Source organism: Acidipila rosea, assembly GCF_004339725.1.
GTDB classification, from domain to species: Bacteria; Acidobacteriota; Terriglobia; order Terriglobales; family Acidobacteriaceae; genus Acidipila; species Acidipila rosea.
Map to the genome: position 1 here is coordinate 32,702 of NZ_SMGK01000006.1, position 23,568 is coordinate 56,269.

General features: G+C 56.9%; 15 protein-coding genes and 1 other RNA gene. 8 read left to right on the forward strand and 8 right to left on the reverse strand.

From position 1 onward, the window contains the following. Nucleotides 1–108: 108 nt before the first annotated feature. Nucleotides 109–3,294, forward strand: a complete 3,186-nt coding sequence (locus C7378_RS15305) for a TonB-dependent receptor (RefSeq protein ID WP_165876838.1) — start codon at nt 109–111, stop codon at nt 3,292–3,294. On the opposite strand, the gene C7378_RS15310 is transcribed toward C7378_RS15305, so the two are convergent. The 5 genes from C7378_RS15310 to lipA are packed head-to-tail and all read right to left on the reverse strand — an operon-like array spanning nt 3,278 to nt 7,094. Then, nucleotides 3,278–4,741 carry a sensor histidine kinase gene (locus C7378_RS15310; protein ID WP_131998718.1) on the reverse strand — a complete coding sequence of 488 codons (1,464 nt, stop codon included), beginning with the start codon at nt 4,739–4,741 and terminating at the stop codon, nt 3,278–3,280. The two genes, C7378_RS15305 and C7378_RS15310, sit on opposite strands and share 17 nt — an antisense overlap. Then, complete coding sequence (locus tag C7378_RS15315) at nt 4,738–5,415, reverse strand: response regulator transcription factor (RefSeq protein ID WP_131998720.1); 678 nt, start codon at nt 5,413–5,415, stop codon at nt 4,738–4,740. Before C7378_RS15315 ends, C7378_RS15310 begins: the two co-directional genes overlap by 4 nt. 44 nt (nt 5,416–5,459) lie before the next feature. Further along, the gene (locus tag C7378_RS15320) at nt 5,460–5,813 is read right to left on the reverse strand and encodes a hypothetical protein (protein ID WP_131998722.1); all 354 of its coding nucleotides are present in this window, start codon (nt 5,811–5,813) and stop codon (nt 5,460–5,462) included. Further along, nucleotides 5,810–6,184 (reverse strand): c-type cytochrome, encoded by a 375-nt coding sequence (locus C7378_RS15325; protein WP_243648293.1) that lies wholly within the window; start codon nt 6,182–6,184, stop codon nt 5,810–5,812. Before C7378_RS15325 ends, C7378_RS15320 begins: the two co-directional genes overlap by 4 nt. Further along, nucleotides 6,177–7,094, reverse strand: a complete 918-nt coding sequence (gene lipA, locus C7378_RS15330; protein WP_131998724.1) for a lipoyl synthase — start codon at nt 7,092–7,094, stop codon at nt 6,177–6,179. Before lipA ends, C7378_RS15325 begins: the two co-directional genes overlap by 8 nt. A gap of 176 nt (nt 7,095–7,270) precedes the next feature. Between lipA and C7378_RS15335 the strand changes: the two genes are divergently transcribed. Next, nucleotides 7,271–9,073 carry an ABC-F family ATP-binding cassette domain-containing protein gene (locus tag C7378_RS15335; RefSeq protein ID WP_131998726.1) on the forward strand — a complete coding sequence of 601 codons (1,803 nt, stop codon included), beginning with the start codon at nt 7,271–7,273 and terminating at the stop codon, nt 9,071–9,073. A 2-nt stretch (nt 9,074–9,075) separates the two neighbouring features. On the opposite strand, the gene C7378_RS15340 is transcribed toward C7378_RS15335, so the two are convergent. The 3 genes from C7378_RS15340 to C7378_RS15350 form a co-directional block, all read right to left on the reverse strand. Further along, on the reverse strand, nt 9,076–9,831 hold the full coding sequence (locus C7378_RS15340; RefSeq protein ID WP_131998728.1) for a hypothetical protein: 756 nt from the start codon (nt 9,829–9,831) through the stop codon (nt 9,076–9,078). A 260-nt stretch (nt 9,832–10,091) separates the two neighbouring features. Next, complete coding sequence (locus C7378_RS15345) at nt 10,092–11,531, reverse strand: arabinose isomerase (protein ID WP_131998730.1); 1,440 nt, start codon at nt 11,529–11,531, stop codon at nt 10,092–10,094. 131 nt (nt 11,532–11,662) lie between these two features. Beyond that, complete coding sequence (locus C7378_RS15350) at nt 11,663–13,885, reverse strand: beta-glucosidase family protein (RefSeq protein WP_131998732.1); 2,223 nt, start codon at nt 13,883–13,885, stop codon at nt 11,663–11,665. Between the two features lie 299 nt (nt 13,886–14,184). Between C7378_RS15350 and ssrS the strand changes: the two genes are divergently transcribed. The 6 genes from ssrS to aspS all read left to right on the forward strand — a co-directional run bounded on the left by ssrS (nt 14,185) and on the right by aspS (nt 23,550). Further along, nucleotides 14,185–14,374: non-coding RNA, 6S RNA (ssrS, locus tag C7378_RS15355), on the forward strand. Nucleotides 14,375–14,398: 24 nt separating this feature from the next. After that, nucleotides 14,399–15,169, forward strand: a complete 771-nt coding sequence (locus C7378_RS15360) for a prolipoprotein diacylglyceryl transferase (RefSeq protein WP_131998734.1) — start codon at nt 14,399–14,401, stop codon at nt 15,167–15,169. A gap of 113 nt (nt 15,170–15,282) precedes the next feature. Beyond that, nucleotides 15,283–16,263: an alpha/beta hydrolase gene (locus tag C7378_RS15365; protein ID WP_131998736.1), complete on the forward strand. Its 981-nt coding sequence runs from the start codon at nt 15,283–15,285 to the stop codon at nt 16,261–16,263. A 245-nt stretch (nt 16,264–16,508) separates the two neighbouring features. Next, nucleotides 16,509–20,249 carry a TonB-dependent receptor gene (locus C7378_RS15370; protein ID WP_131998738.1) on the forward strand — a complete coding sequence of 1,247 codons (3,741 nt, stop codon included), beginning with the start codon at nt 16,509–16,511 and terminating at the stop codon, nt 20,247–20,249. Nucleotides 20,250–20,387: 138 nt separating this feature from the next. Then, nucleotides 20,388–21,668, forward strand: coding sequence for a histidine--tRNA ligase (gene hisS / locus C7378_RS15375; RefSeq protein ID WP_131998740.1), 1,281 nt, complete (start codon nt 20,388–20,390; stop codon nt 21,666–21,668). Nucleotides 21,669–21,678: 10 nt separating this feature from the next. Beyond that, nucleotides 21,679–23,550 carry an aspartate--tRNA ligase gene (gene aspS / locus C7378_RS15380; protein WP_131998742.1) on the forward strand — a complete coding sequence of 624 codons (1,872 nt, stop codon included), beginning with the start codon at nt 21,679–21,681 and terminating at the stop codon, nt 23,548–23,550. Nucleotides 23,551–23,568: the final 18 nt, after the last annotated feature.

Sequence of the window (23,568 nt, forward strand, 5' to 3'; positions counted from 1 at the left end):
ACGGTGTAGCTTGCGCGTTGTCGCCTTCTGCTGAGGAGTTGGCGTTTGAGAGCGCAATTTCTGCCCGTGCGCAGTTTCTGTCTGGTTTTAGGGTTACTGGGGCTTTTGGTGCTGCAACGCCCGATATACGCCCAGTCGAGCACAGCTGGCGCAATCGCAGGCAGCCTATCCGATCAGCAGGGAAAGCGGCTTGCAGGCGCCCACGTTGTGCTGCACAGCTTGGCAACCGCGTTCGAACGGGAGGCGAGCGCTGATGCTGCTGGCAGCTATCGCTTTGCCGAGGTTCCTCCTGGCAGGTACTGGATTGAGGCATCCGCAGCAGGCTTCGCGCCGTGGCGTGCCGAGGGCGTGACGGTCGAGGTGGGGCGGTTGACGATGCTGAATGCGGTGCTTGCTATAGGCAGCGCGCAGCAGTCGGTCAGCGTCCGTAGCGAAGCGCCTTATCTGGATACAACGACGGCCGCCGTCACCAATAACGTGGATCAGACTGCGATCGAGAATCTGCCGAGCAATGGCCGGAGGTGGTCTAATTTTGCGCTGCTTGCGCCGGGCGTAACTCCTGATTTGAATGGGTTTGGCCTGTTGAGCTTCAGGGGAATCAGCGTGTTGCTCAACAACAACACAATCGATGGCGCTGACAACAATCAGGCGTTCTTTTCAGAGGAGCGTGGGCGGACGCGAATCGGCTACTCGACCAGCCAGGCATCGGTTGAGGAATTCCAGGTGAACACCTCCAACTATTCGTCAGAATACGGCCGCGCGGCGGGCGGCGTCGTGAATACGGTGACTAAATCCGGCGGCAATAAGCTGCATGGACAGCTCTTTTTTTACGACCGCGATGCGGCCTGGGGTGCGACAAACCCCTACACCACGCTGACAACCCGAAATGCGCAGGGAATTTACATTACGAATCCCTACCAGGCGAAAGATATCCGCCAGCAATGGGGCCTGGGTGCGGGTGGTCCAATACGCAAAGATAAACTGTTCTGGTTCTTCACCTATGATCAGTTCAAGCGTGACTTCCCTGGCATTGCCCAGCCTTATCAGCCAGCCAAGCTCTATAGCGCACCGAGTGCGCAGACGATCCAGACGCTTGCAGCCCGCACCAGTACAACTCCAGCCGTTGCGCTTGCCAACTACAACGCGGTGCTGCATGGGTTGAACAGCCTGCTGGGTATTGTGCCGCGTACCGGCGATCAGACAATTTATTTCCCTAAGGTCGACTGGCAGGCTGGCGAGCGCGACCACTTCACTTTCCAGTACAACCGTATGCGGTGGACCTCCCTGAACGGAGTGCAGACGGAGACCTCGCTGAATTATGGCGCAGCCAGCTTTGGCAATGACTACGTGAAGGAAGATTGGGGGATCGTGCGATGGGAGCACTTCCTCTCAGAAAACCTGCTCAATGAGGCGCGATATCAATACGGCCGCGATGACGAATCGGAATTGAGTGGACCGCCTGCTCCCTTTGAACAGGCTTTTTCGAACAATGTCTATGGTAAGCCGCCACAGGTTTCCCTGGTGCCCTCAAGCTATGGATTTCGCTTTGGCAAGCCTGCGCTGCTGGATCGCATCGCCTATCCCAACGAGACACGGAACCAATTCATCGATACGCTTACCTGGATTCACGGCGCTCACACTGTCAAAGCCGGATATGACTATGACTACGTGAATGACTACAGCAATGCGATCTATGACCAGAATGGAACGTATGACTATGCCAATATCGAAAACTTTGTAGCGGATCTGCTCTCGCCAAATCACTGCAACGGGACTACGGGCGGGGTAGGGAATCTCCCTTGCTATTCCTATTTTCAACAGGGTATCGGGCCGACAATCTTTCAATTCCAAAGTGCGGATTATGCAGCCTTCCTGGCGGATGAATGGAAGCTGCGCCCCAATCTGACATTTTCCTATGGGGTGCGTTATGAGTACGAGCGGCTGCCAAATACCAATAAGAACCTTGTCAATCCAGACATCGCACAGACGGCTAAGTTGCCGCACGATAAGAATAACTTCGGCCCACGCCTCGGGCTCGCGTGGGACATCTTTGGCAGCGGTCAGTCGGTGCTTCGAGCCGGCGTAGGCATATATTACGGACGCATCGTCAACTCGACTGCATTCACTGCCCTTACTTCGACGGGAATGCCTAATTCGCAGCGCCTATTTTTTTACCGTCCAACCGATCTTGGCGCCCCGCCGTTTCCTTACGTTTTCAATGGGACGCCGGTGTTGAGTATTCAGCCGGATGCCGTCTACTTTGATAACCACTTTCAGAACCCCCAAATAACTCAGACGGAGCTTAGCTTTGAACAGGAGCTTGGACGCGGTACAGTACTCAGCTTTACCTATATGGGAAGCTTCGGCCATGAGCTGCCTAATTTTGTGGACACTAATATTTCCCTGACGAATGTAGGCACCATCACCTACAACATCTCGGACGCTACAGGAAAAGGGCCGCTGCACAACAGCTACACGACCAGGTTCTACACGACGCGCATTAACCCCAACTATCAGCAGGTCACGGATATTTTTAGCGAGACTAATTCGGTCTATCACGCAGGAGTAATGAAGCTAAGCCACCGGATGGCTCGCTTTCTCGATCTACAGGGCGCGTATACCTTTGCGCGAGCGCTCGACTATAACCAGAATGAGAGTACCTTCGCGGATCGCAACGATCTCCTCGATCCTGCAAATTTTCGTCTCGAATACGGCAATTCGAACTTTGATATCAGGCATCGAGTCTCAGGAGGGGGAGTGGCGCGAGTCCCCTGGCACCTGCACGGGCCGTGGGGTGCGGCGCTGAATGGATACCTGCTTTCCTCCACCGTTGAGCTGCGCACAGGGTTGCCTTTCTCCATGCGTACGCTTGGCTCCATTCCCTCTCTCGAATATGTCGACTCGGTAAACAGAATTCAAAAGCTGGAGGGCCTTGGTCCGAGCATTAACGGGTCCGGGGGCGACAATCGCATTGCAGAGGTGGGCCGCAATACCTTCCGCTATCCGCGTGTTTATAACGTGGCTGCGCGCTTTGCCAAGAATACGAAGCTGAATGAGCGCGTCACGCTCCAGATGCTGGCGGAGGTTTTCAACGTGCTCAACCATCCCAATGTGACTCATATTGACACTATCGGCTATGTCATCGATGGAGGCACAACTCCCGGCGGGAACGCGCATATGACTTACGAGAGCGGCGCGCACGGAACTTCGGAATTCAATACGATCACGAATGCAAACAGCAACACGCTTTATAGTCAGCGTCAGATTCAGATTGCCTTTAAGCTGAGCTTTTGATCATCTTTCGACTGTCGCTGGATGCAGAGTGGATAGTTGGAACACCGAAGATTACGGTTGTTCCTGCGCCGACAGTGCTCTCAATCGTAATGTATCCCCGATAGGCCTCAACGATAGCTTTGCATATTGCTAGGCCCAGACCTGTACCGCCGGTTTCGCGCGAGCGTGACGGGTCACCTCTCCGGAATCGATCAAACACGAAAGGCAGATCATCCGAAGGGATGCCCTCGCCCTGATCCCTGATCTCTACAGAAGCCGAGCCGTCGGCATTCTGCTGGACTCGGATCTTTACGTGTCCGCCTGGATGACTGTGTTGGATCGCATTCAGGACGAGATTTGTCGAGAGCGTTGTTAAATCGTCCGATGGCATCGCCACATGCAGGGAGGCGTCACTCACTTCGATGTGCAGCTCTGTCCTGACCTGGCGTAAGGCAGCAAGTGTATTCATCTGCGCGACTGCGTCTGCAAGGCAGCCGGCGAGCTCGGTGGAAGTTCTGGCTGTTGGGAGCGAGAGCGTCGAGGAAATCTGCTCGGCGCGCGCCAGGGCCAGCATCTTTTGTACCAGCTCTTCCATGCGGGCGCAGTCGGCGAGGCAGCCCTCCAGTCCCGCTTGATAGTGTTCGGGGGAGCGTGGACGGTAGGAGAGAAGTTGCAATGAGGATTTGACAATTGTCACTGCGGTCTTGAGCTCGTGTGCGGCATCGCTGACGAAGTCTTTCTGCTGGCGGAAGGAGAGCTCAAGCCGCTTGAGGGCGGCATCGAGCGCTGACGCGAGAGGGGCCAGCTCTTCCACAGCATAAGCGTCGACAGGTGCCTGAAAGGCCCAGGATGAGGCTGAGACCTGGGCCGCCTCAGCAGCCAGAAGCTTGAGTGGGGCCATTCCGCGCCGAAGCACGAGCACGATAATAAGTCCGGTGCCCAGGAGGAGGATGGAGTTGGTCAGAAGCAGAAATCGGGCCGCCTCCCACAACGCGTGGGTGATGGGATGAGTCGAAGCTGCGTAGTAAACCTGCACCCCATGGTGCGAGCCTCCACCCGGCTCGTCGAGATCGATCCCTCGGATGCCATGGAGGGTGATCCCGCGATAGCGATGATGGTCAAGCTTGATACTCCATGTCGCGGAGCCGGGTCCGATTCCAGAGGTGGCAGCTCCTTGCCAGCCGGGCGACCGACCGAGCAGCTTGCCGGTGTCCTCCCGCACTTCGTAAAGGTCGGAGGCTGGCAGGTGTAAAGCGAGGGCGTCGAGCTTGATGTCGTCGGCATTGTCCTCTGCGTCCTGCACCGCGCCGAAAACGGAGTCGGCGCGTCCATGCAGCATCACATCGAAGCTGCGTAGCGCCTGTCGCCGCTGATAGAGAAGGTCTGCGCCCGTCGTGCAGCCAGCCAGTAGAAGCTCCGCCAGGAGCACAAAGGCTGAGAGCCGCCGCGTTATGGAGTGCACCTTCATGGCTCGCGTACCAGGCGATAGCCGCGCCCACGGAGCGTCTCAATCATCGGGGTATCGAAGCCGCTGTCGAGTTTGCGGCGGAGGTTGGATATGTGCGCTTCGATCACATTTGAATGCCGCTGCCAGTTGTAGTCGTAGAGGTGTTCGAGGAGCGCCTCCTTAGAGACGATGGTGCGTGTCTGGTGGATTAGATATTCGAGGATGCGATATTCCGAGGGCGAGAGTTCGATTTCCCGGCCAGCCCGGTGGACAGTCTGGGCGAGGGTGTCGAGTTCCAGATCGCGAAAACGGATGACGGGGTGTGCCATGCCTTTACCGCGACGGATGAGCGCCTTGACGCGGGCGAGCAACTCTCCCAGATCGAATGGCTTGGCCAGATAGTCGTCCGCTCCTGCGTTCAATAACTCGACTACGGATTCTTTGCCGGTCTGCGCTGTAAGGATCAGTACAGGCGTTATGTTCCGGGACGATCGAAGGCGCCGAAGCACATCGAGGCCATTCATGCGCGGGAGCATCAGGTCGAGCACCATCAGGTCGTAGACTCCATTGGAAGCGAGATCCAACCCGGTTTCCCCGTCGGCAGCCAGATCAACCGCATAGCCAGCAGCCTCGCGGATGGCGGCTGCAATATTCTGGGCTAACCGCGTTTCGTCCTCGACAATAAGAACGCGCATAGGAAATATGCTACCGCCCTGAAGTTAAGCCTGGCTTAAGTAAGCTACTTCAGGCGCTCGATTACTTCAGGACGCACGAGATAAAGAAAGAAGATGAGGTTGACGACTGCCATCACAATCGCTGGGCTCTGATGCCAGCGCACCATGAGCCAGACGGCATAGGTCATGGAGAGAAAGGCGGCTGCAAGGGTCAGTGCCCATCCCCAGCGCATCTGCCGCACCAACCCATGAGCCGCAGCAGCGAAGAGCGCGCAAACGATAGTCGCAATCATTGGCAGGTGATGGGTAATCACGCCATAAAGTCCAAGAAAGCAGAGCGCGGCCATCCAGATGGCGATGACCGCCATACCGGGTAGCGGGCCGGAGGTGTTTTCTGCGGGAGCGGGCTGGCTGTTCATAGTGTGTGCAGGTAGGCGAGCAGGTCCTGGAGTTGCTGCTCGTCGAGTTCGTTGCCAAATGCAGGCATCATGGTGCGGCCATGCAGGATGGTTGCAGTGACGCGCTCATCATTTGCCGGTGCGCCGCTGGGCAAATATTTCTGCCGATAGAGACCAAAGAGGCCAGGTCCGTGAAGTCCATTCACGCCGGTTGCTGAGTGGCAGCGAACGCACTTCGAGACAAAAATCTGATGTCCCTGTGCCTCTGCAGGGGTGAGCTGGCTGAGCGGCTTGGATGGAGGAAGCGAAGGTCCGCATCCGGTAAAGAGCAAAAGCGCGGCGCCCAGCCAGGCAGCTTTCGAACTGGATCCCCGCACATTCAAATCAGACAAGCCGCACGCCACTGGCCGCATCGGCTTGTTCGTGAGCATGGTAAGAAGAACGCACCAAGGGGCCCGATTCGACGTGCCGGAAGCCCATTGCCAAGGCCTCTTCCTTCATGAAAGCGAACTCCTCGGGGGTGTAATAGCGTGTCATCGGAAGATGATCTTTTGAGGGGCGCAGATATTGGCCGATGGTGAGCACGTCGGTTCCTACAGCTGCGAGATCGCGAAAGACATTGAGCAATTCGTGCATCTCCTCGCCCAGGCCGACCATGACGCCGGTCTTTGTGGTGACGGCGGGGTTAACCTGCTTCGAAAATTCAAGGAGCCGGAGGGTCCGCTCATAACGCGCGCCGGAACGCACCGCGCGATAGAGGCGAGGGACAGATTCAGTGTTGTGATTGAGGATCTCCGGCTTCGCATCAACAACAGTCCGAATGGCCTCCTCGTTGCCCTGAAAATCGGGTATGAGCACCTCGACCTGGCAGCCGGGAGCCTGACGGCGGATCTCCTCGATCACCATGGCAAAGGCGCGAGCGCCGCCCTGAATATCATCATCGCGGTTGACGCTGGTGATGACGGCAAACTTGAGGCCTAGCTGGGCGACAGCCTCAGCGACGCGGCGCGGCTCATCAAAGTCAATAGACTCAGGGCGGCCCTTCGGCACAGCGCAGAAGCCGCAGCGTCGGGTACAGAGATTGCCCAGCATCATGAAGGTGGCTGTCTTGTGGTTCCAGCACTCGCCGATGTTGGGGCAATGCGCGGATTCGCAGACGGTATGGAGGTTGAGGCTTCGGGCCAGCTTCTTGAGGTTGTGGTAGTTGTCGCCGACAGGCGCGCGCGCCTTCAGCCATTCCGGCTTCGGCTTGGGTTGCCGGGGAGCGAGGTCGATCTGGATGAGTTCTGCAGCGGTGGCCATAGGGAACCTTCTATTGTAGCGTGGGCCGCCAGGCCCTGCTTCAGAGCCAGACGGAACTGAAGCAAAGCACGCAAGGAGTTGTGGAGCCTGCGACGTTTACCTCTTTACCGTCCGGCCGCGCTGCTATCCTCTTAAAAGACACCAACTATCTACGCCATTAAGGACCCACCCGACTTTTGCCTCCCATTCTTAATGCACAATCACTCCGTAAGCAGTTCGGAGCTACACCGCTCTTTGACGGCATCTCGTTCACCATCTCTGAAGGAGACAAAATCGGCGTAGTTGGGCCGAATGGCTCAGGAAAGTCTACTCTGCTGGGGATTCTCGCGGGAGAGATAGAGCCTGACGGTGGTGAAGTCTCGCGCCGGAAGCTGAGCAGGGTCGGATACATCGCGCAAACCTCTGAGTTCGGAGCGAACGACACCGTGCGGTCCGTCATCCAGAACGCCATGGTTCGGTTTGGGATCCCCGAGGCGCAGCGCGACGCGCGACTTGCCGAGACGCTGGGACGCACAGGCTTCGACGACTTCGATGTGCCGGCGGCTACCCTTTCCGGGGGATGGCGCAAGCGTCTGGCGATTGCCGAGGCGCTTGTCCAGCAGCCTGATGTGATGCTGCTCGATGAGCCGACAAACCACCTTGATCTGGCGGGGATTGAATGGCTTGAGCGGCTGCTCGCCTCCGCACCCTTTGCATATGTCGTAATCAGTCATGACCGTTATTTCCTCGAGAATGTGGCTCAGACAATGGTCGAACTGAATCGCATGTATGCCGACGGGCTGCTTCGCGTTCAAGGCAACTACAGCGCGTTTCTCGAAAAGAAGGATGAATATCTCGAGGCGCAAACCAAGCGTCAGGACGCGCTGGCTAACCGGGTGCGCTCGGAGATCGAGTGGCTGCGGCGCGGGGCAAAGGCGCGGACGCGAAAGTCCAAAGCGCGCATAGACAACGCGAACAGTATGATCGGGGAACTTGCCGATGTAAAATCGCGCACACGCACGGCGACTGCGGCTATCGACTTCTCTGCAACTGATCGGCAAACCAAGCGGCTGATCGAACTCGAAGGGGTATCGTGCGAGATCGGTGGACGGTTGCTGCTGGACAAGCTCGACTTCGTACTGACGGCGGGGATGCGGTTGGGACTGGTCGGTCCGAATGGCAGCGGCAAGACGACGCTGCTGCGGTTATTGCGGGGAGAGCTGGAACCTAACGCCGGGCAGATTCGGCGTGCCCCGGCGCTACGCATTGTTTATTTCGATCAGAACCGGCCCCTCGACAAAGACTTGACGCTGCGCCGTGCTCTAGCTCCGGATAGTGATTCGGTTGTCTACCAGGACCGTGTCCAGCATGTCGCTTCGTGGGCGGAGAGGTTTCTCTTTACCAGCGAACAGTTGAACCAGCCAGTGGAGCGGCTGTCGGGAGGCGAGCGGGCAAGAGTGCTGATTGCCAAGCTGATGCTGCAGCCGGCTGATGTACTTTTGCTGGACGAACCCACCAACGATCTTGATATCGCTACGCTCGAAATTCTCGAAGAAAGCCTGCTTGAGTTCCGTGGTGCGCTGGTGCTTGTGACCCATGACCGCTTCATGCTCGATCGGGTCTCGACCCTGGTGCTGGGGCTCGATGGGCGTGGCGGAGTGGAGCGCTTCGCGGACTACTCCCAGTGGAATGAGTGGAAGAACGAGCGAAGCGCCAGGACGGAGGCAAAGCTTACTCCGCGCTCTGCAGCCGGGGCAAACGTGCCGGCTGCTCCGAAGAAGAAGCTGTCCTATCTTGAGAACCGCGAATACGCGACCATTGAAGAGGACATTGCGGCGGCAGAGGAGCAGTTGCAGCTCCGTCGCAACGCTCTTGAGGACCCGGTGATCGCGACTGACTCCGCCCGGCTGCAGGCGGCTATCACCGCCGTCGCTGAGGCTGAGGCAACGGTGGATACGCTCTACCTGCGCTGGACAGAGCTCGAAGCCAAACTTAAATAGCGTTACTGTTGTGGATGTTGATGCAGGACATGGGTAGCGATATCCGGCCAGAATTCGCGGAACACATTGAAACCTCCATCCCGAATCGCGACCTGCACTAGCCACCGCTGGCCTGTTTTTGTCCAGCTGGTGTAGCGAGAGGGGTAGTAGAGATTGCCGATGCCGGCAGCTGCGCCCTTGCCGACGATCTCGGAGTAGTTGAACGTATTACGCCCAGCGTCATTGGGGGTAATCAGCACACGCGTGTAGGAGTAAAGCGCCCGGACGTACCAATGACCGCGACCCATTGCGTAGTAGCGGGCGTCCTGATGCGTAAGCGTGGGCACGACGAAATCCGTCATGTAATTGCCGATGCCCTTGTCGGCAAACCCGTGCCAGAAGTATTGCCAGTAGCCCGACATTCCGTTGCCGAACTCCGGATAGCTCTTCGAGACGTACGGAATCTCAACGTCCACCGCGTTGAAGATGATGGCCGAGTAGTCGAAGGTGTTTTCTGTCCCCACGATGAACTTTTCTTTAAGTGTCGGGGGAGGGGGGATAGCGCCGACACTTACTGCGCGATAGTTGGGAATCCAACCCATGATTCGTTTGGGCTGCTGACCATAACTCGGCGGGGGCGGCTGGTCAGCACGCTGCTGGCGATCTCCGTAATGTACTCGGTCGCCCTTGTCTCCTGGGACATCCGGGGAGGGCGCGGGCTGCTGCTGTTGTGGCTGCTGCACGCCTGACGAAGGCGTGGGCGCGGAGGGAAGGGCCACGGCGGCGTCAGGTGCGGGCGGGGCGGCATCGGCAGACCGTTGCGCACACAAGGCGCGCGACGGTTGAAGAAGGATAGCGCTGCACACGAAGAAGCAGCACACAGCAGAGAGACGGATAACTGGCAAAATAAAAAACCCTTTCGGGAGAAATATGAAGGCCGTGAGGGTGGTTCAGAGGTTAGACGCAGAAATCGCCCGATTCTCTCTCAGTGTCAGACGGCTGGCCGCGTAGCAGGTGAGCAGGAAGAGTCCAACGCTGCTCAGCAGATCTGTACGAATCCGATCTCAAGAAGTTTTGCCAGCTTCTCGATCTTGCTGCCGATGTGTCCGAGTCCAATTGCACAATGGTGGGCCGGGCCTTGACTTGTCCAGCTTTCAACGAAGCGGCGAGCCCCGGGCGCAAAGCTATATCGGCTGTTGGTGTTGCCTATTTCGAGGATTGGGCCATGAACGCTCTCGCCGTGGGCGCAGACAAATTTATAGCCGTGGATCTGATCTTCGACAACAGAGAGCAGCGTTACCGGGCCATGCTTGACTGTCATTTCGACAGAGAGACCTTGGCCAACCTTGCCATGGTAGACGTCGAGTGGCCGCACTTTGGTGCGGCCTTCGGCGATGGCGGAGTGACCGGGGCCGTCGTGGCCCATCAGAATTACATCGTCCGTGAAGTCGATCGCGTAGTACTCGGTAAACGCCCCGCCGGCTCCGAAGGCATCCATTATCTTCATCGCAAGCGCATTCTTGACCTCATACTCCCCTGCTACCGGTATGCCGCGGTCTGTAAGGATGGAGGCTCCGAGGATGATGGAACTCATGGTGTCTTCATTTGCAGCGATGCCGGAGCCTTTGTAGTAATAGGCCATTGCCCCGAGTTGATGCATGGCTGTAAACCTGTCGAGCGCTGCTGCGGTTCTGGCGGCGCGCAACAATTCTTCCGTAGTGCAATCCGGCTGCACGTCAAAGGCCGCCAGTATCTGATCCCGTTTTTGGGCAATGGAAAACTCGTCGAGAGCGAGGCGGATGGCGCTCAGTTCATCCACCTCCAGCATCTCGATCTGGACGCCGAAGATGGCGCAGAAACGGGTGAGATCTGTGGCGATGTCGAGCATGCCGCTGTAGTAGTGGCCCATGAGGCCGAGACGGCAGTGTTCGAGAGTGTGGCGAACCTGCGCGGCTGCAATCCATGCCTCAATTTCGAGCCAGCATTCCCGGTCGCCTTCGAGCATGCCGGTGACCTGATGGAAGGGGATTCCGGCGCGGGCGAAGACATTTGCAATTTCCGGAACGGGACAGGCGGAGCAATAGGCCAGCCATTCCCCGGTCATGGCCGTACGGTCCTTGAGGGCATTGAAGCTGCCGTAATCAAGGGCTGAATCCGGCTGCAGATTGAGCAGAAGGACCGGAATTCCCGCGCGGCGCACAATAGGCAGTACGGTCGAGGAGAGCGCGTAGGTAGTGACGTGGAGGACCAGGATGTCGAGGTCTTCGCGGCGCGCAGCATGAGCCGTGGCGAGAGCCTTGGCAGGAGAATCTACGAGCCCGAGATCGATCACGCGCCGCCGTTGGCCGTGTCCAGCCAGTCGTCGCGCTACCACCCCAAGATAACCTCGGAGGCGGGCTTCGAGGCCAGGAAATTGACTCCAGTACGCTTCAAGTCCGATACCGAAGAGGCCGATCCGGAGTTCTTCGAAATTTTCCATGAGCAGTACGTCCTTCGCTTGTGGCGGGAACACTCGACCGTCTCAAGATATCAAATCGAAAGAAGTCTGGTATTGAAATAGATTCGGGCCCGCAACTCTGGCAAAAGAGCTGCGGGCCCGAGGGTGGTTGACTACTGCAGGGTTACTTTTGAGGTAAGCGGAAGCTCCTGTGAGGAGCCGCCCGCCATGAAGGTGTAATTGCCGGGCACAAGCTTCCACTGGTCAGACTTCTCGTCGTAGATAGACAGGTACTGGCGTGGAACCGTTACAGTGACGTCCTTGCTTTCCCCCGCCTTAAGCGCCACTTTTGTGAAGCCTACCAGTCGCTTGGGTGGCTCGTTTGCGCTGCTGGGGAGTGCGGCGTAAACCTCTGCGATCTCTTCGCCATCACGGCTGCCTGTGTTCTTAAGGGTGAAGCTGACAGTGGTTGTATCTGAGCCGGGCTCAACCTTGATGTCGGCATAGCTGTACGTGGTATAGGAGAGGCCATAGCCGAACGGAAACAGAACTGGCTTATGTTTGGCGTCGTACCACTTGTAGCCGACCAGCAGCCCCTCGTCATAGTTGACGTTGAAGGTGGGCTGGGTGAGAACCCGATGCTGGACTGCTGCGGAACCCGTGGAGTGCGCAGGCGGCTGTATTAGTTCAGGATGGGGCAGGTCCGCAATGTGGAGCGGGAAGGTCATCGGAAGCTTGGCGCTTGGGTTGACTTTACCGAAGAGGATGTTTGCGACGGCATCTGCGCCTTTGCTGCCTGCAAACCATGCTTCAACCACGCCATCGACCTTATCGAGCCACGGCATGAGAACAGCAGTGCCGGTTTCAAGCACGACGATGGTATGCGGGTTTGCGGCTGAAACCTGCTCGATCATGGCGTCCTGATTCTCCGGCAAGGAGAGGTTCGGCAGGTCCATGCCTTCGCTCATCCACTGAGAGGCAAAGACAATGGCAATGTCAGACTGCTTAGCCAGCGCTGCTGCGGATGCCGGGTCGGCGCCGGAGTCGAACTTGACAGTGGCTTCAGGGGCGAGTGCCTGGATGGCTTTCATTGGCGATGTCGGGAACCAGACATGCTCCTGCCACTTGGGGGAAACGCCGCCTTCGGGAGCTACCTGTGCCGATCCTCCGCCTGAGATCATTCCCATATCTGCGTGCGGCCCGATGATAGCAATGGAGTGTACCTTCGCAGGATCAAGCGGAAGAATATTAGCCTGGTTCTTCAGAAGCACTATGCTTTGCTCTGCAATGTGGCGTGAGATCGCGAAGCCACCGTCAACATCGACGACGCTTTTCTGGGTGGGAAAGTCGACAATGCCGCTAAGGAACTCCGACCGCAGGATGCGGCGGACATGGTCATCGAGTTGGGACATGGGCACCGTTCCCGCCTGAACGGCCTGCTTCAACTTGTCACCATAAAACTCGTCGAGAGGCTCTTCATTATCGAGTCCTGCTGCCGATGCCTTAACCGTGCTGTGTGTGCCCCCCCAGTCGGAGAGCACGAAGCCGGGAAATTTCCAGGCGGTCTTCAGAACTTCCGTAAGTAGATACTTATTCTCACAGGCGAAGTCCCCATTCACTGCGTTGTAGGAGCACATGACGGCGCCGGGATTGCCGATCTCTATTCCGATCTGAAAGGCGAAGAGATCGCTCTCGCGCATGGCGCGCTTGCCGATGATGGCGTTGACTTCATTGCGCCCGCTCTCCTGATCGTTAATGGCGTAATGTTTGATGTCGCCAATCACGTGCTGCGCCTGTTCGCACTTAATGCGGTTGCCCACCATGGTGCCGGCCAGGATTGGATCTTCGCCAAGGTATTCAAAGGTACGGCCATTGCGCGGCTCACGGGTCAGGTTCACGCCACCGCCAAGGGTCATGTTATAGCCCTGTGCACGCAGCTCGCGCCCGATAAGCGCGCCGTATTCGCAGGCGGCCTGCGGGTCCCAGCTCGCAGCCGAGGCTACATTGGCAGGAAGAGCGGTGGAGTAGCGGCCATTCTCTGCGCTTCCCCGCACACCGTAAGCAGCGTCGCTCATCTGGATAATGGGGATGCCGAGCCGCGGTACGCCGAGCACGAAGCCGGCGCCACCATTGCCCATCCACGCATTAGGGCGCGGTGGTCCCCATCCGGGCATGCCTTCGCCATGTACAAGGCCGATCTTTTCATTGAGGGTCATCTGCTTTAGAACCATGTCTGCTCGCTCGTCAGGCGAGAGAGACTTGTTCATCCACGGCAGGTTCTTTGTCTGGTCCTCAGACTGCTTGTGAGGGCGGGGCTGTGCGAAGGCTGGGAGGAGTGTGCTGAAAACCAGTGTTGCGATTGCCAGAGAGCGGCAAGGGTGGTTAGTTAGATTCATTTTGTCCCGGTCATCCGATCATGTGAAAACTTCACGCACCATCATAGACGGGAAGTACCAAAACCGTTTAGTAGGGCGGGTATGAAATTTTCCAGGAACCAGGTGGGGGCTACCTGAGGGGACTTCCGCCAGCGGTAAATGACAGGAACGGGCGTGGCAATTCGCTTTAATAATGGCGCCAATGGGAATCGACCAGGCAGCCGACCCGCCAAGAGGAGCTTGCTATTCGCTATTACGGATCATCCTCTTCAACCACAGGCTTGCATTCCCATCCGCTCCCCGCTAGCATCCATTCAGAGACCGGCCTGCAAAGCAGGTGTGGTGATTAACGCTGGTTGAACCTACATTCATTGAACAGGGAGCTCGACTCGATAAATCGGCCCGGTGTGCAGCGTCCGCCAGTTCGGAATGCCTAAAGGGCCGCGGAGAGTTCCCACCGTCTTAGGACGGGTTCACCGGCGCATTGCTGCACGGCCCAGTGGGTCGGTTTTCTTTTCTGTTTTTTAGCCACCCGTGTACCCTCGCCTATTCCAGCTCGGACCGATTGCTCTGCCTACCTACGGTGTGACGGTCGCTCTGGCGCTCGTTGTAGGGCTGGCGCTGGCCTCCCGTCTCGCGCCCCGGCTAGCGCTTGATTCTGAAAGGATTTGGAGCGCCGGGCTGATTGCGGTGTTTACGTCTCTAGTGGGGGCGAGAATGCTGCTCATCGCCTTCCATTTTCGCGATTTTCTGGCCTATCCACTATGGATGCTCGGGCTGATCTCACTCCGTGGCGAGGGCTTTATGCTCGGAGGGATGGCGCTGGGCATCAGTGCTGCTATTGCTTATGTGCTGGCATCGCGGCTCCCGTTGCGCCGCGTGCTTGACTGCGTAGCTCCGGCAGTTGTGCTGGGGTTGGCGATCCAGTCTCTTGGCTGTTTTATTGCGGGCTGCGATTACGGTACGATGGCACGCCAGCCATGGGCTGTGGTCTACCGCGACCGGCTTGCCGGGTTGTGGTATCGAACGCCCATGGATGTTCCGCTGCATCCCGTGCAACTCTATCGTTCGTTCTTCTACCTGATAGTGTTTGCACTTCTGATGTCTGCCCCGTTGCGCAGGCTCCGTGCGGGAGAAGCAGCAGGCGCTGCTCTGTTTCTGGTGGGGTCGGGCAGTGCTCTTCTAAACATGTTCACCGCCGGGAGCGCAGAGGCGATCGCCATGATGCAGGCTTTCGCCGGGGTAGCGGTACTGGCTGGTGGAGTGCTGTGGCTGCATCCCGCACGAAACCCTGATTCTGTTTAGCCCCATCCATTGAGTGGTAGAGCGCATGAGGTTGTCCTCCAAGGTTTTCATGATGGGTAGCTCAGCCCTGGCTTGAGATTACAGCGGCGTCGCCGCTGGATATACTGCTGTGTATGCCGCGTGTGATCGTCGCTACAGCTCTCCTTGCCCTTGCCATGATCGTCCCAGTTAGTGCTCAGACCGTCTCAGCCGCGCCTGTTGCGCAGATCCCGCAGCCTGTGATGCTGTGGCCAGACGGTGCGCCTGGCGCCAAGGGGCATGCAGAGGCCGATCGCCCCAGGCTTTACCCGTTTCTTCCCGCAAATCGCTCGACAAATGCCGCTGTCCTGGTCATTCCTGGTGGAGGATACCAGCATGTCGCTCTGGGCCATGAGGGGTTTCAGTTGGCGCAGTGGTTGAATGCGCAGGGGATGGCTGCCTTCGTGCTCGACTATCGCGTAGCGCCCTACAAGAACCCGGTTGAGATTGAAGATGGCATGCGGGCCATGCGTTATGTTCGCGCACATGCGAGCGAATATAAGATTGACCCTGATCGGCTGGGTGTCTGGGGTTCGTCGGCTGGCGGACACCTGGCAAGCACCCTGGGCACGCAATGCACTGCTGGAGATGCGGCGAGCCCCGATGCAATCAACCATTTCGATTGCCGGCCAGACTTCATGGTGCTGGCTTATCCGGTTGTCACGATGAAGGAGCCGGGTACTCACAAAGGCTCGCGGGACAACCTGCTGGGTTTAAACCCGACCACGGAGTTGGTCACCAAGTATTCCAATGAATTGAATGTCGATACCAAGACACCGCCGACATTTATTTTTGCTACGACCAACGATCCTGTTGTTCCTGTGGAAAACAGCCTGGACTTTTACCGCGCCCTCGAGAGGGCACATGTTCCGGCAGAGTTACACCTTTTTGACTACTCCAATCACGGATGCGGCTTATGCGGTGAGATTCCCGAACTTGCCACCTGGCCGACGTTGTTACGGAACTGGCTTATCCATATTAGAGCGCTTCCCGTAGATGCTCCCGGGGCGCCAGCTCCCGGGCCCAACATGACCGATTGGGCTCCGGGCATACATGGGCCGGGCGAATCGCACTAGGGTGCGGACGATTGAGTCCGCCCATAGGCCGCCTCATCGCGACGGGTAGAGTGGCAGCCGCCAGACCGCTGCGATTACCATTTTGTCAAGCCCCCCTGCAAAAACTTCTTGTAACAATTCACGTCCTGCTACACAATAAACACTCACCCGCACTGAACTAGGCTCCTAAAACGAAACGCAATTGATGGAGTGGTCGACCGCACTGGAGCAGTCGTCCATTGTTTGCACTTTTTTCGGAGGGAATTGTGACGAAGAAGTTTCTCGCACTCGCATTCGTGTTTTTACTGGCTGTTCCGGGCCTGCTGTATGCACAAACAGCTACCACATCTCTGCGCGGTACAGTGAAAGACTCTACTGGAGCCCTTGTACCAGGCGCGAAGGTGACGATTCTCAGCGCGCGCACAGGTCTAACGAAGAGTACTATCTCGGATGGCGAGGGTGGCTATCAGTTTTTACAGCTCGACCCGGCTCGGTTTACGATTACCGTCTCGTCGAGCGGCTTTGCGGATCAGTCGAAAATTGCTGAGCTGCTGGTGAATCAGCCGGCAACGGTAAACTTTACGCTCTCGGTGAATGCCAGTTCGGAAACGGTAAACGTGAGCGCGGAGACGGAAACGCTGAATACGACTGATGCGACCCTTGGAAATGCCTTCAATAACGTAACGATTCAGGCGCTACCAAGCGAAGGTCGCAATGTGCCTGAGTTGCTCGCGCTCCAGCCCGGCGTTGTTTATCTAGGTCATGACAACAATCAGGCCGTTGATAGTCGCAGTGGCTCAGTAAATGGAGGACGTTCGGATCAGGGCGACGTGACCATGGATGGTCTAGATGACAACGATCAGACTCAGGGGTATGCATTCACAGGAGTACTTCGTGAGACGCTTGATTCAGTCGAGGAATTCCGTGTAACAACGAGCAACTCGAATGCTACCGAAGGCCGCTCGTCTGGTGCGCAGGTCACCCTGGTTACTAAAAGCGGCACAAACAATTATCACGGCACGCTCTATGAATATCACCGGCCTACCTTTACGGTCGCGAATGACTGGTTCAATAAGCAGGCACAGTTCGTCAGTGGGCAGCCTAATATTCCTGGCAAGCTGATCCGTAACACCTTTGGAGCGGATGTTGGCGGCTACATCATCAAGGACAAACTCTTCTTCTTTGGCAACTATGAAGGACAGCGCACGGCAGAGAATGTGCAACAGACGCAGACGGTCCCAACCGCGTCGTTCAAGGCTGGCGAGCTTATTTACCAATCGAGCCCTGATGGCGTAAATGCAGGACCCAACGTTACGTTAACGCCCTCGCAGATTGCAACTATGGATCCTAATTGTGCGGGGAATGGAACTTGCCCGTGGGGCGGTGGTGACAATCCTAATATTCTTTCGGAATTCGCAAATTATCCCACCGCGAATGGCACCGCACTCGGCGATGGGTTGAATTTCGGCTCCTACAGCTTTTCCTCGCCAAGTCCTGCTAGCTTGAATACGTCTATCGTGCGACTCGATTATCGGCCGACTCAGGCACATCTTCTTTTTGTGCGCGGCAATCTGCAGAAGGACACGACAGATGGACCGCTTCAATTTCCTGGGCAGCCACCATCCTACTTCCTCGTGGATAACACTAAGGGTATTGCGGCGGGCGACACGTGGACTATCACTCCAACTATGGTCAACGATGTTCGCTACGGATATATTCGGCAGGGGTACTCCAACCTCGGAACGCTCAACTCTGATGTTGTATATTTCCGGTTTATTTCTCAGCCGGTCGCCCAGAATCGCGGTCTTATTGTTCATGTGCCCGTTCATAATTTTGTAGACAATCTTTCCTGGAATAAGAACAAACATACGTTCGGCTTTGGCGCTAACTGGCGAATTATTCATAACAGTCGCAATACAAATCAGAACTCTTTTTCCGGTGCAACTACAAACGAATACTGGATTCAAGGGGGTGGCGCGATTGCCAATACAGGCGGTAGCCTTGACCCGTCAGCCTTCGGCTATCCAGCTGTTTGTTGCGGTCCATACAGCGGTTTCAGTAATTCATACAACATAGCTGCTGCCATGATGGTTGGACTGGTGCCGCAGACCAACGGTCAGTACAACTACAACGTAAGCGGGTCGGGTCAAAACGGAACCCTTTATCCTGATGGCGCTTTTATTAAGCACGACTACAAAGCGAATGAAATGGAGTACTACCTTCAGGATTCCTGGCGTGTCAGCCCGAAACTAACATTGACCTATGGCATTCGCCACAGCTTCTTGCAGACTCCTTATGAGGTCAATGGCCAGCAGGTGGCGCCAACGATCGATGTGCATAACTGGTTTAAGCAGCGCGCTGAGAATGCTGTTGCCGGTGTGCCGTATGAACCAAATCTTGTATTTGCACCTGGTGGGCAGTCCCGTGGAGGAAAGCCCTACTGGCCGATGCAGTGGGGCAATGTAGCTCCTAGAGTTGCATTTGCCTATGCTGCGAATGCGACCACTTCGATCCGAGGGGGATTTGGCATCTACTACGACCACTTCGGACAGGGGATTGTAGATTCATTTGACCAGTATGGATCGTTTGGTCTGACGACCAGCGTGAGCACCCCGGCAAGCTACTATTCGATTGACAACTCGCCACGCTACAGCGGATACAGCAACATTCCCGCGCTGCCCCCTGGCCTCGCGCAGCCATCGTCGATTGCATATCCCTACATGCCGCCGACTTCCGCATTTGCGATCACGTGGGGAATAGATGACCACATCAAGACGCCCTACTCAGAGGCGATCGACTTCTCGATCCAAAAGGAAGTAGGAGGCGGTTTCACTTTCGAGACCGCTTATGTGGGTCGTTTTGGCAAGCATCTTCTGCAGCAACTTGACCTTGCCGAGCCCGTTGATCTGACGGATGGCAGCGGTGTCGACTATTTCAGGGCTGCCACGCAGCTTTCCAAAGATGTCGATCAGGGTCTGACAAATGTGCCCACAATTCCTTATTTCGAACATTTGTTCCCGTACCTGGCAGGGGGCGGCCAGAGTGCAACGCAGAATATCTATTCGAATATCTGGCAATATTACCGCGGCAATGAAACTACAGCTCTACAGCTTCTGGACGTGTATCCCAACTGCCTGCCTGCAAATGGTGGCATAGGGTGCGGACCCCAGTCCTTCCGCTACTACCAGCAGCAGTTCTCATCGCTGTATGCGTGGTCAAGCATAGGAACAAGCAGTTACAACGCTGTACAGTTCATCCTGAATCACCCGAGTACCCATGGCCTCGAACTGAACCTCAGTTACACGTTTTCGAAATCGCTCGATCTGGGGTCGGATGCAGAGCGTATGAGCGAAATCGCAGGTAACGGCATGGGAGGGTTCAGCGAAATTATCAACAGTTTTCAGCCGAAGCTTAACAAGGGAGTTTCTGACTTTGATACTGCCAATAATGTAACTGCCAACTGGGTCTACCTGCTTCCTGTAGGTAAGGGCATGCGCTACGGGGGCGGCTTAGATCGGCTGGAAAATGGCATCCTCGGCAATTGGCAATGGTCAGGTCTTTACCGCTGGACAAGCGGTCTGCCGTTCAGTGTCTTCGCGCCAGGATGGGCTACCAACTACCAGCAGGAAAGTGCGATGGTGGAAACAGGCCCGGTCCTGACGCATCGGCATCGGGATGCGAATGGCAACCCGCAGGTCTTCCAGCAGGATCCATCGGTGAGCCAGCTGAATCTGCGCCTGCCGTATCCTGGTGAAGCAGGTCAGCGCAATCCCTTCCGTGGCGACGGCTATTTTTCTATAGATTCAGGTCTCGCAAAGACCTGGCCGATCAAAGAGAGCCAAAGCATCCGCTTCGATTGGGAAGTTTTCAACGTGACCAACTCTGTTCGATTCGATACCAATCCAAGCTATCTGAATACTCAGTATGGAAGTGGCACGCTGGGCGTTTATAGCGCAACATTATCTCAGCCCAGGAAGATGCAGTTTTCACTGCGATACAGCTTCTGATCGCGCAGGATAGTGAATCGGCCCCGTTCGGCGTTCGCAGCTAGTTCGCCGCACGGGGCTTTTTTACGTCGACTGTGCCAAGATCGCTCGGTTGGCGCCGGGCTTTGTTACTCTGGAAGTCAAGGCTAACTGAAAGCAATGAGCACTCTGAAAGCGGTGCGCGGCACCCGCGACCTGCTGCCGCCCGAAACTGCACTCTGGAATCACATCGAAGCTACAGCGCGCCGCGTCTTTGCGCGTTATAACTTCGGAGAGATTCGCACACCCATTTTTGAAGACACTCAGCTCTTTGCGCGCGGAGTCGGGGAGGAAACCGACATCGTCTCAAAGGAAATGTACACGTGGGAGGACCGCGCTCGAGCGCAGTCTGAAAAAGCACAATCCCTCACGCTTCGGCCGGAAAATACGGCGGGGGTTGTCCGCGCCTACATTGAGCACAAGCTAGGTGAGACGGGAATGCTGCAGAAGCTCTACTACATTGGGCCGCAATTCCGACGCGAGCGTCCGCAGAAGGGCCGCTATCGCCAGTTCTATCAGATAGGGGCCGAAGTGATCGGCCCGCACAGCGCCGGATCAGAATCGCCGCTGCGGGATGCAGAGGTGCTGGAGATGTTGGCCACACTGCTGGATGAACTTGGCATCACCGGCTGGACGCTCGCTCTCAACTCCGTAGGGTCTGCCAGCGACCGGCCGCGTTACATCGCTGCACTGCGCGAGGCGCTCAAGGACAAGGTTGCGCAGATGTGCGGCGATTGCCAGCGCCGTGCGGAGACGAACCCTCTGCGCGTGCTCGACTGTAAGGTGCCCGAGGACCAGCCGATTATCGACACGCTGCCACAGATTGCCGATTTTCTCGACGATGCTTCCCGCGCACACTTCACCGCCGTCTGTGAGGCGCTCGCCGCCTGCGGGGTCAAGTATGAGATCAACCCCCGGCTTGTTCGAGGTCTGGACTACTACACGCGGACGACCTTCGAGTTTACGCATGATGGGCTTGGCGCCCAGAATGCGCTGCTTGGGGGGGGGCGTTACGACGGACTCTCTGAGATGCTGGGAGGGCCGAAGGCTCCGGGAATTGGCTTCGCGATGGGAGAAGACCGGCTGGTTTTAACTCTTGCGGCGCTATCTGCACGCGAGGCTGAACTCGCCGACTACTTCATTGCTCCTCTGGGCGAATCGCTGAATGCACCGGCTCTTGAACTGGCCCGCGCATTGCGCCAGGCCGGGTTGCGTATCGAAGTAGGCGACGGCAGCTTCCGGTTGAAGAAGTCGTTCGAGACCGGGAACAAGCTTGCGCGGAAAATCATTCTTCTCGGCGAGGACGAGCAGCAGTCCGGTATTCTGACGGTGAAGGACTTCGCCTCGGGCGAGCAGTCCAAGATCGCACGCGCTGAGCTGGTCAAGCCATCGAAAGAGTAAGGATTAAACATTGCTGGACTTATTAGGAACGCTGGAACGCACTCATACCTGCGGCGAATTACGCGCAGCAGACGCAGGAAAAGAAGTTGTGCTGCTGGGCTGGGTTAACCGACGCCGCGACCATGGCAATCTCATTTTTCTGGATCTGCGGGATCGCACGGGGATCGCCCAGGTTGTACTCGATAAAGACTTGGGAGCGGAGGCTCACCTTAAGGCTGAGCAGGCACGCCCGGAGTATGTTATCGCTGCCATTGGCAAGGTCAGGCTGCGTGGCAAGGACGTCATCAACCCCAAGATGCCGACGGGAGAAGTCGAGATTGTTGCGAGTGAAATCCGGCTGTTGAATGACTCGAAGGTTCCCCCGTTTTCTCCAGCCGAAGATGCGATAGGGAACGAAGAGGTTCGCCTGAAGTATCGGTACCTCGACCTGCGCCGTCCGGAGATGCAACATAACTTTGCCGTCCGCCACAAGGTCGCGCTTGCTGTGCGGCAGTATCTGTCATCCCAGGGCTTTTATGAGATAGAGACGCCTTTTATGACGCGCTCTACGCCCGAGGGTGCACGTGATTATCTCGTGCCCAGCCGGGTGCATGCAGGCGAGTTCTACGCGTTACCGCAGTCGCCCCAGCTTTTCAAGCAGATACTCATGATCTCCGGCTTTGATCGCTACTTCCAGATCGCGCGCTGCTTCCGCGATGAGGACCTCCGCGCCGATCGTCAGCCTGAATTTACCCAGATTGATCTGGAGATGACCTTCCCGCAGCAGCAGACGGTTTTCCGAGTGGTTGAAGGATTTCTCGCGGCAGCTTTTGCGGCAGTTGGTATTAAGTTGCCGACGCCGTTTCCGCAGATCACCTACGACGAGGCTATGCGCCAGTTCGGCATTGACAAGCCGGACCTTCGCCTTCCTGGTCTGACTGACGTGAAGTTCGCCTTCGCCGCGAATGACCTTGAAACACTGGCGATTTCGCCAGGATTGCCAATCGTGGCTGTGCGCATTCCGAAGGTAGGCGAGCTCTCCCGCAAGGAACGCGATGACAATCGGCCGCTCTTCGACTCTCGTAAGGGCGCGAAGCTGATCGATGACCTCAAGCGCCTTGAAAAGTCCTTCCCCGACGCTGTTAACAAGATCCGGGAGGTAACAGGCGCCCAGTCAGATGATCTGGTGGTGCTGGTAGCCGGGGATGCGACCGCGCAGTTGCGCATGAGTGATACGAAAAGCGCCGGGCGACTCTCTGAACGGGAGATCGCCGTCTATTCTGCCGCTGGCAACTTCCGCGTGGAGCTGGCCAGAAAGTATGCAGTGCGGCACGGAGCGTTTGCGGTGACGGAGCAAGTAGTCGGTTCACCGGAACGCGACGCAGGGCAGGTAGATGGCTCGGCAGCCTTCCGGCCCATCTGGGTCACAGACTTTCCGATGTTTGAACTTGACGAGGAGACAGGCCGCTGGATGCCGTCCCATCATCCATTCACCTCTCCACACGAGGAAGATATGGATCGTCTGGTGTCAGACCCCGCCAGTGTGCGGGCCCGCTACTATGACCTTGCCATGAACGGCCTGGAACTAGGTTCAGGCTCGATTCGTATTCATCAAAAAGCTGTGCAGCAGGAGATCTTCCGAGCTCTCGGAATGTCTGACGAAGAGGCAAAGTCGCGATTTGGCTTCTTTCTGGAAGCATTGGAGTATGGAACGCCTCCTCATGGAGGAATCGCCCTTGGCCTAGACAGGCTAGTTATGATTCTCGCCGGGGCATCGAGCCTGCGTGAGGTGATTGCCTTCCCCAAGACCGCCAAGGCTATTGACCTGATGGTGGATGCACCTACCCCAGTCAGCGATATGCAACTTCGCGAACTGCACATCCGTACAGCTTTGAAGAGTTAAGCGAACGCAGAGCTTTGG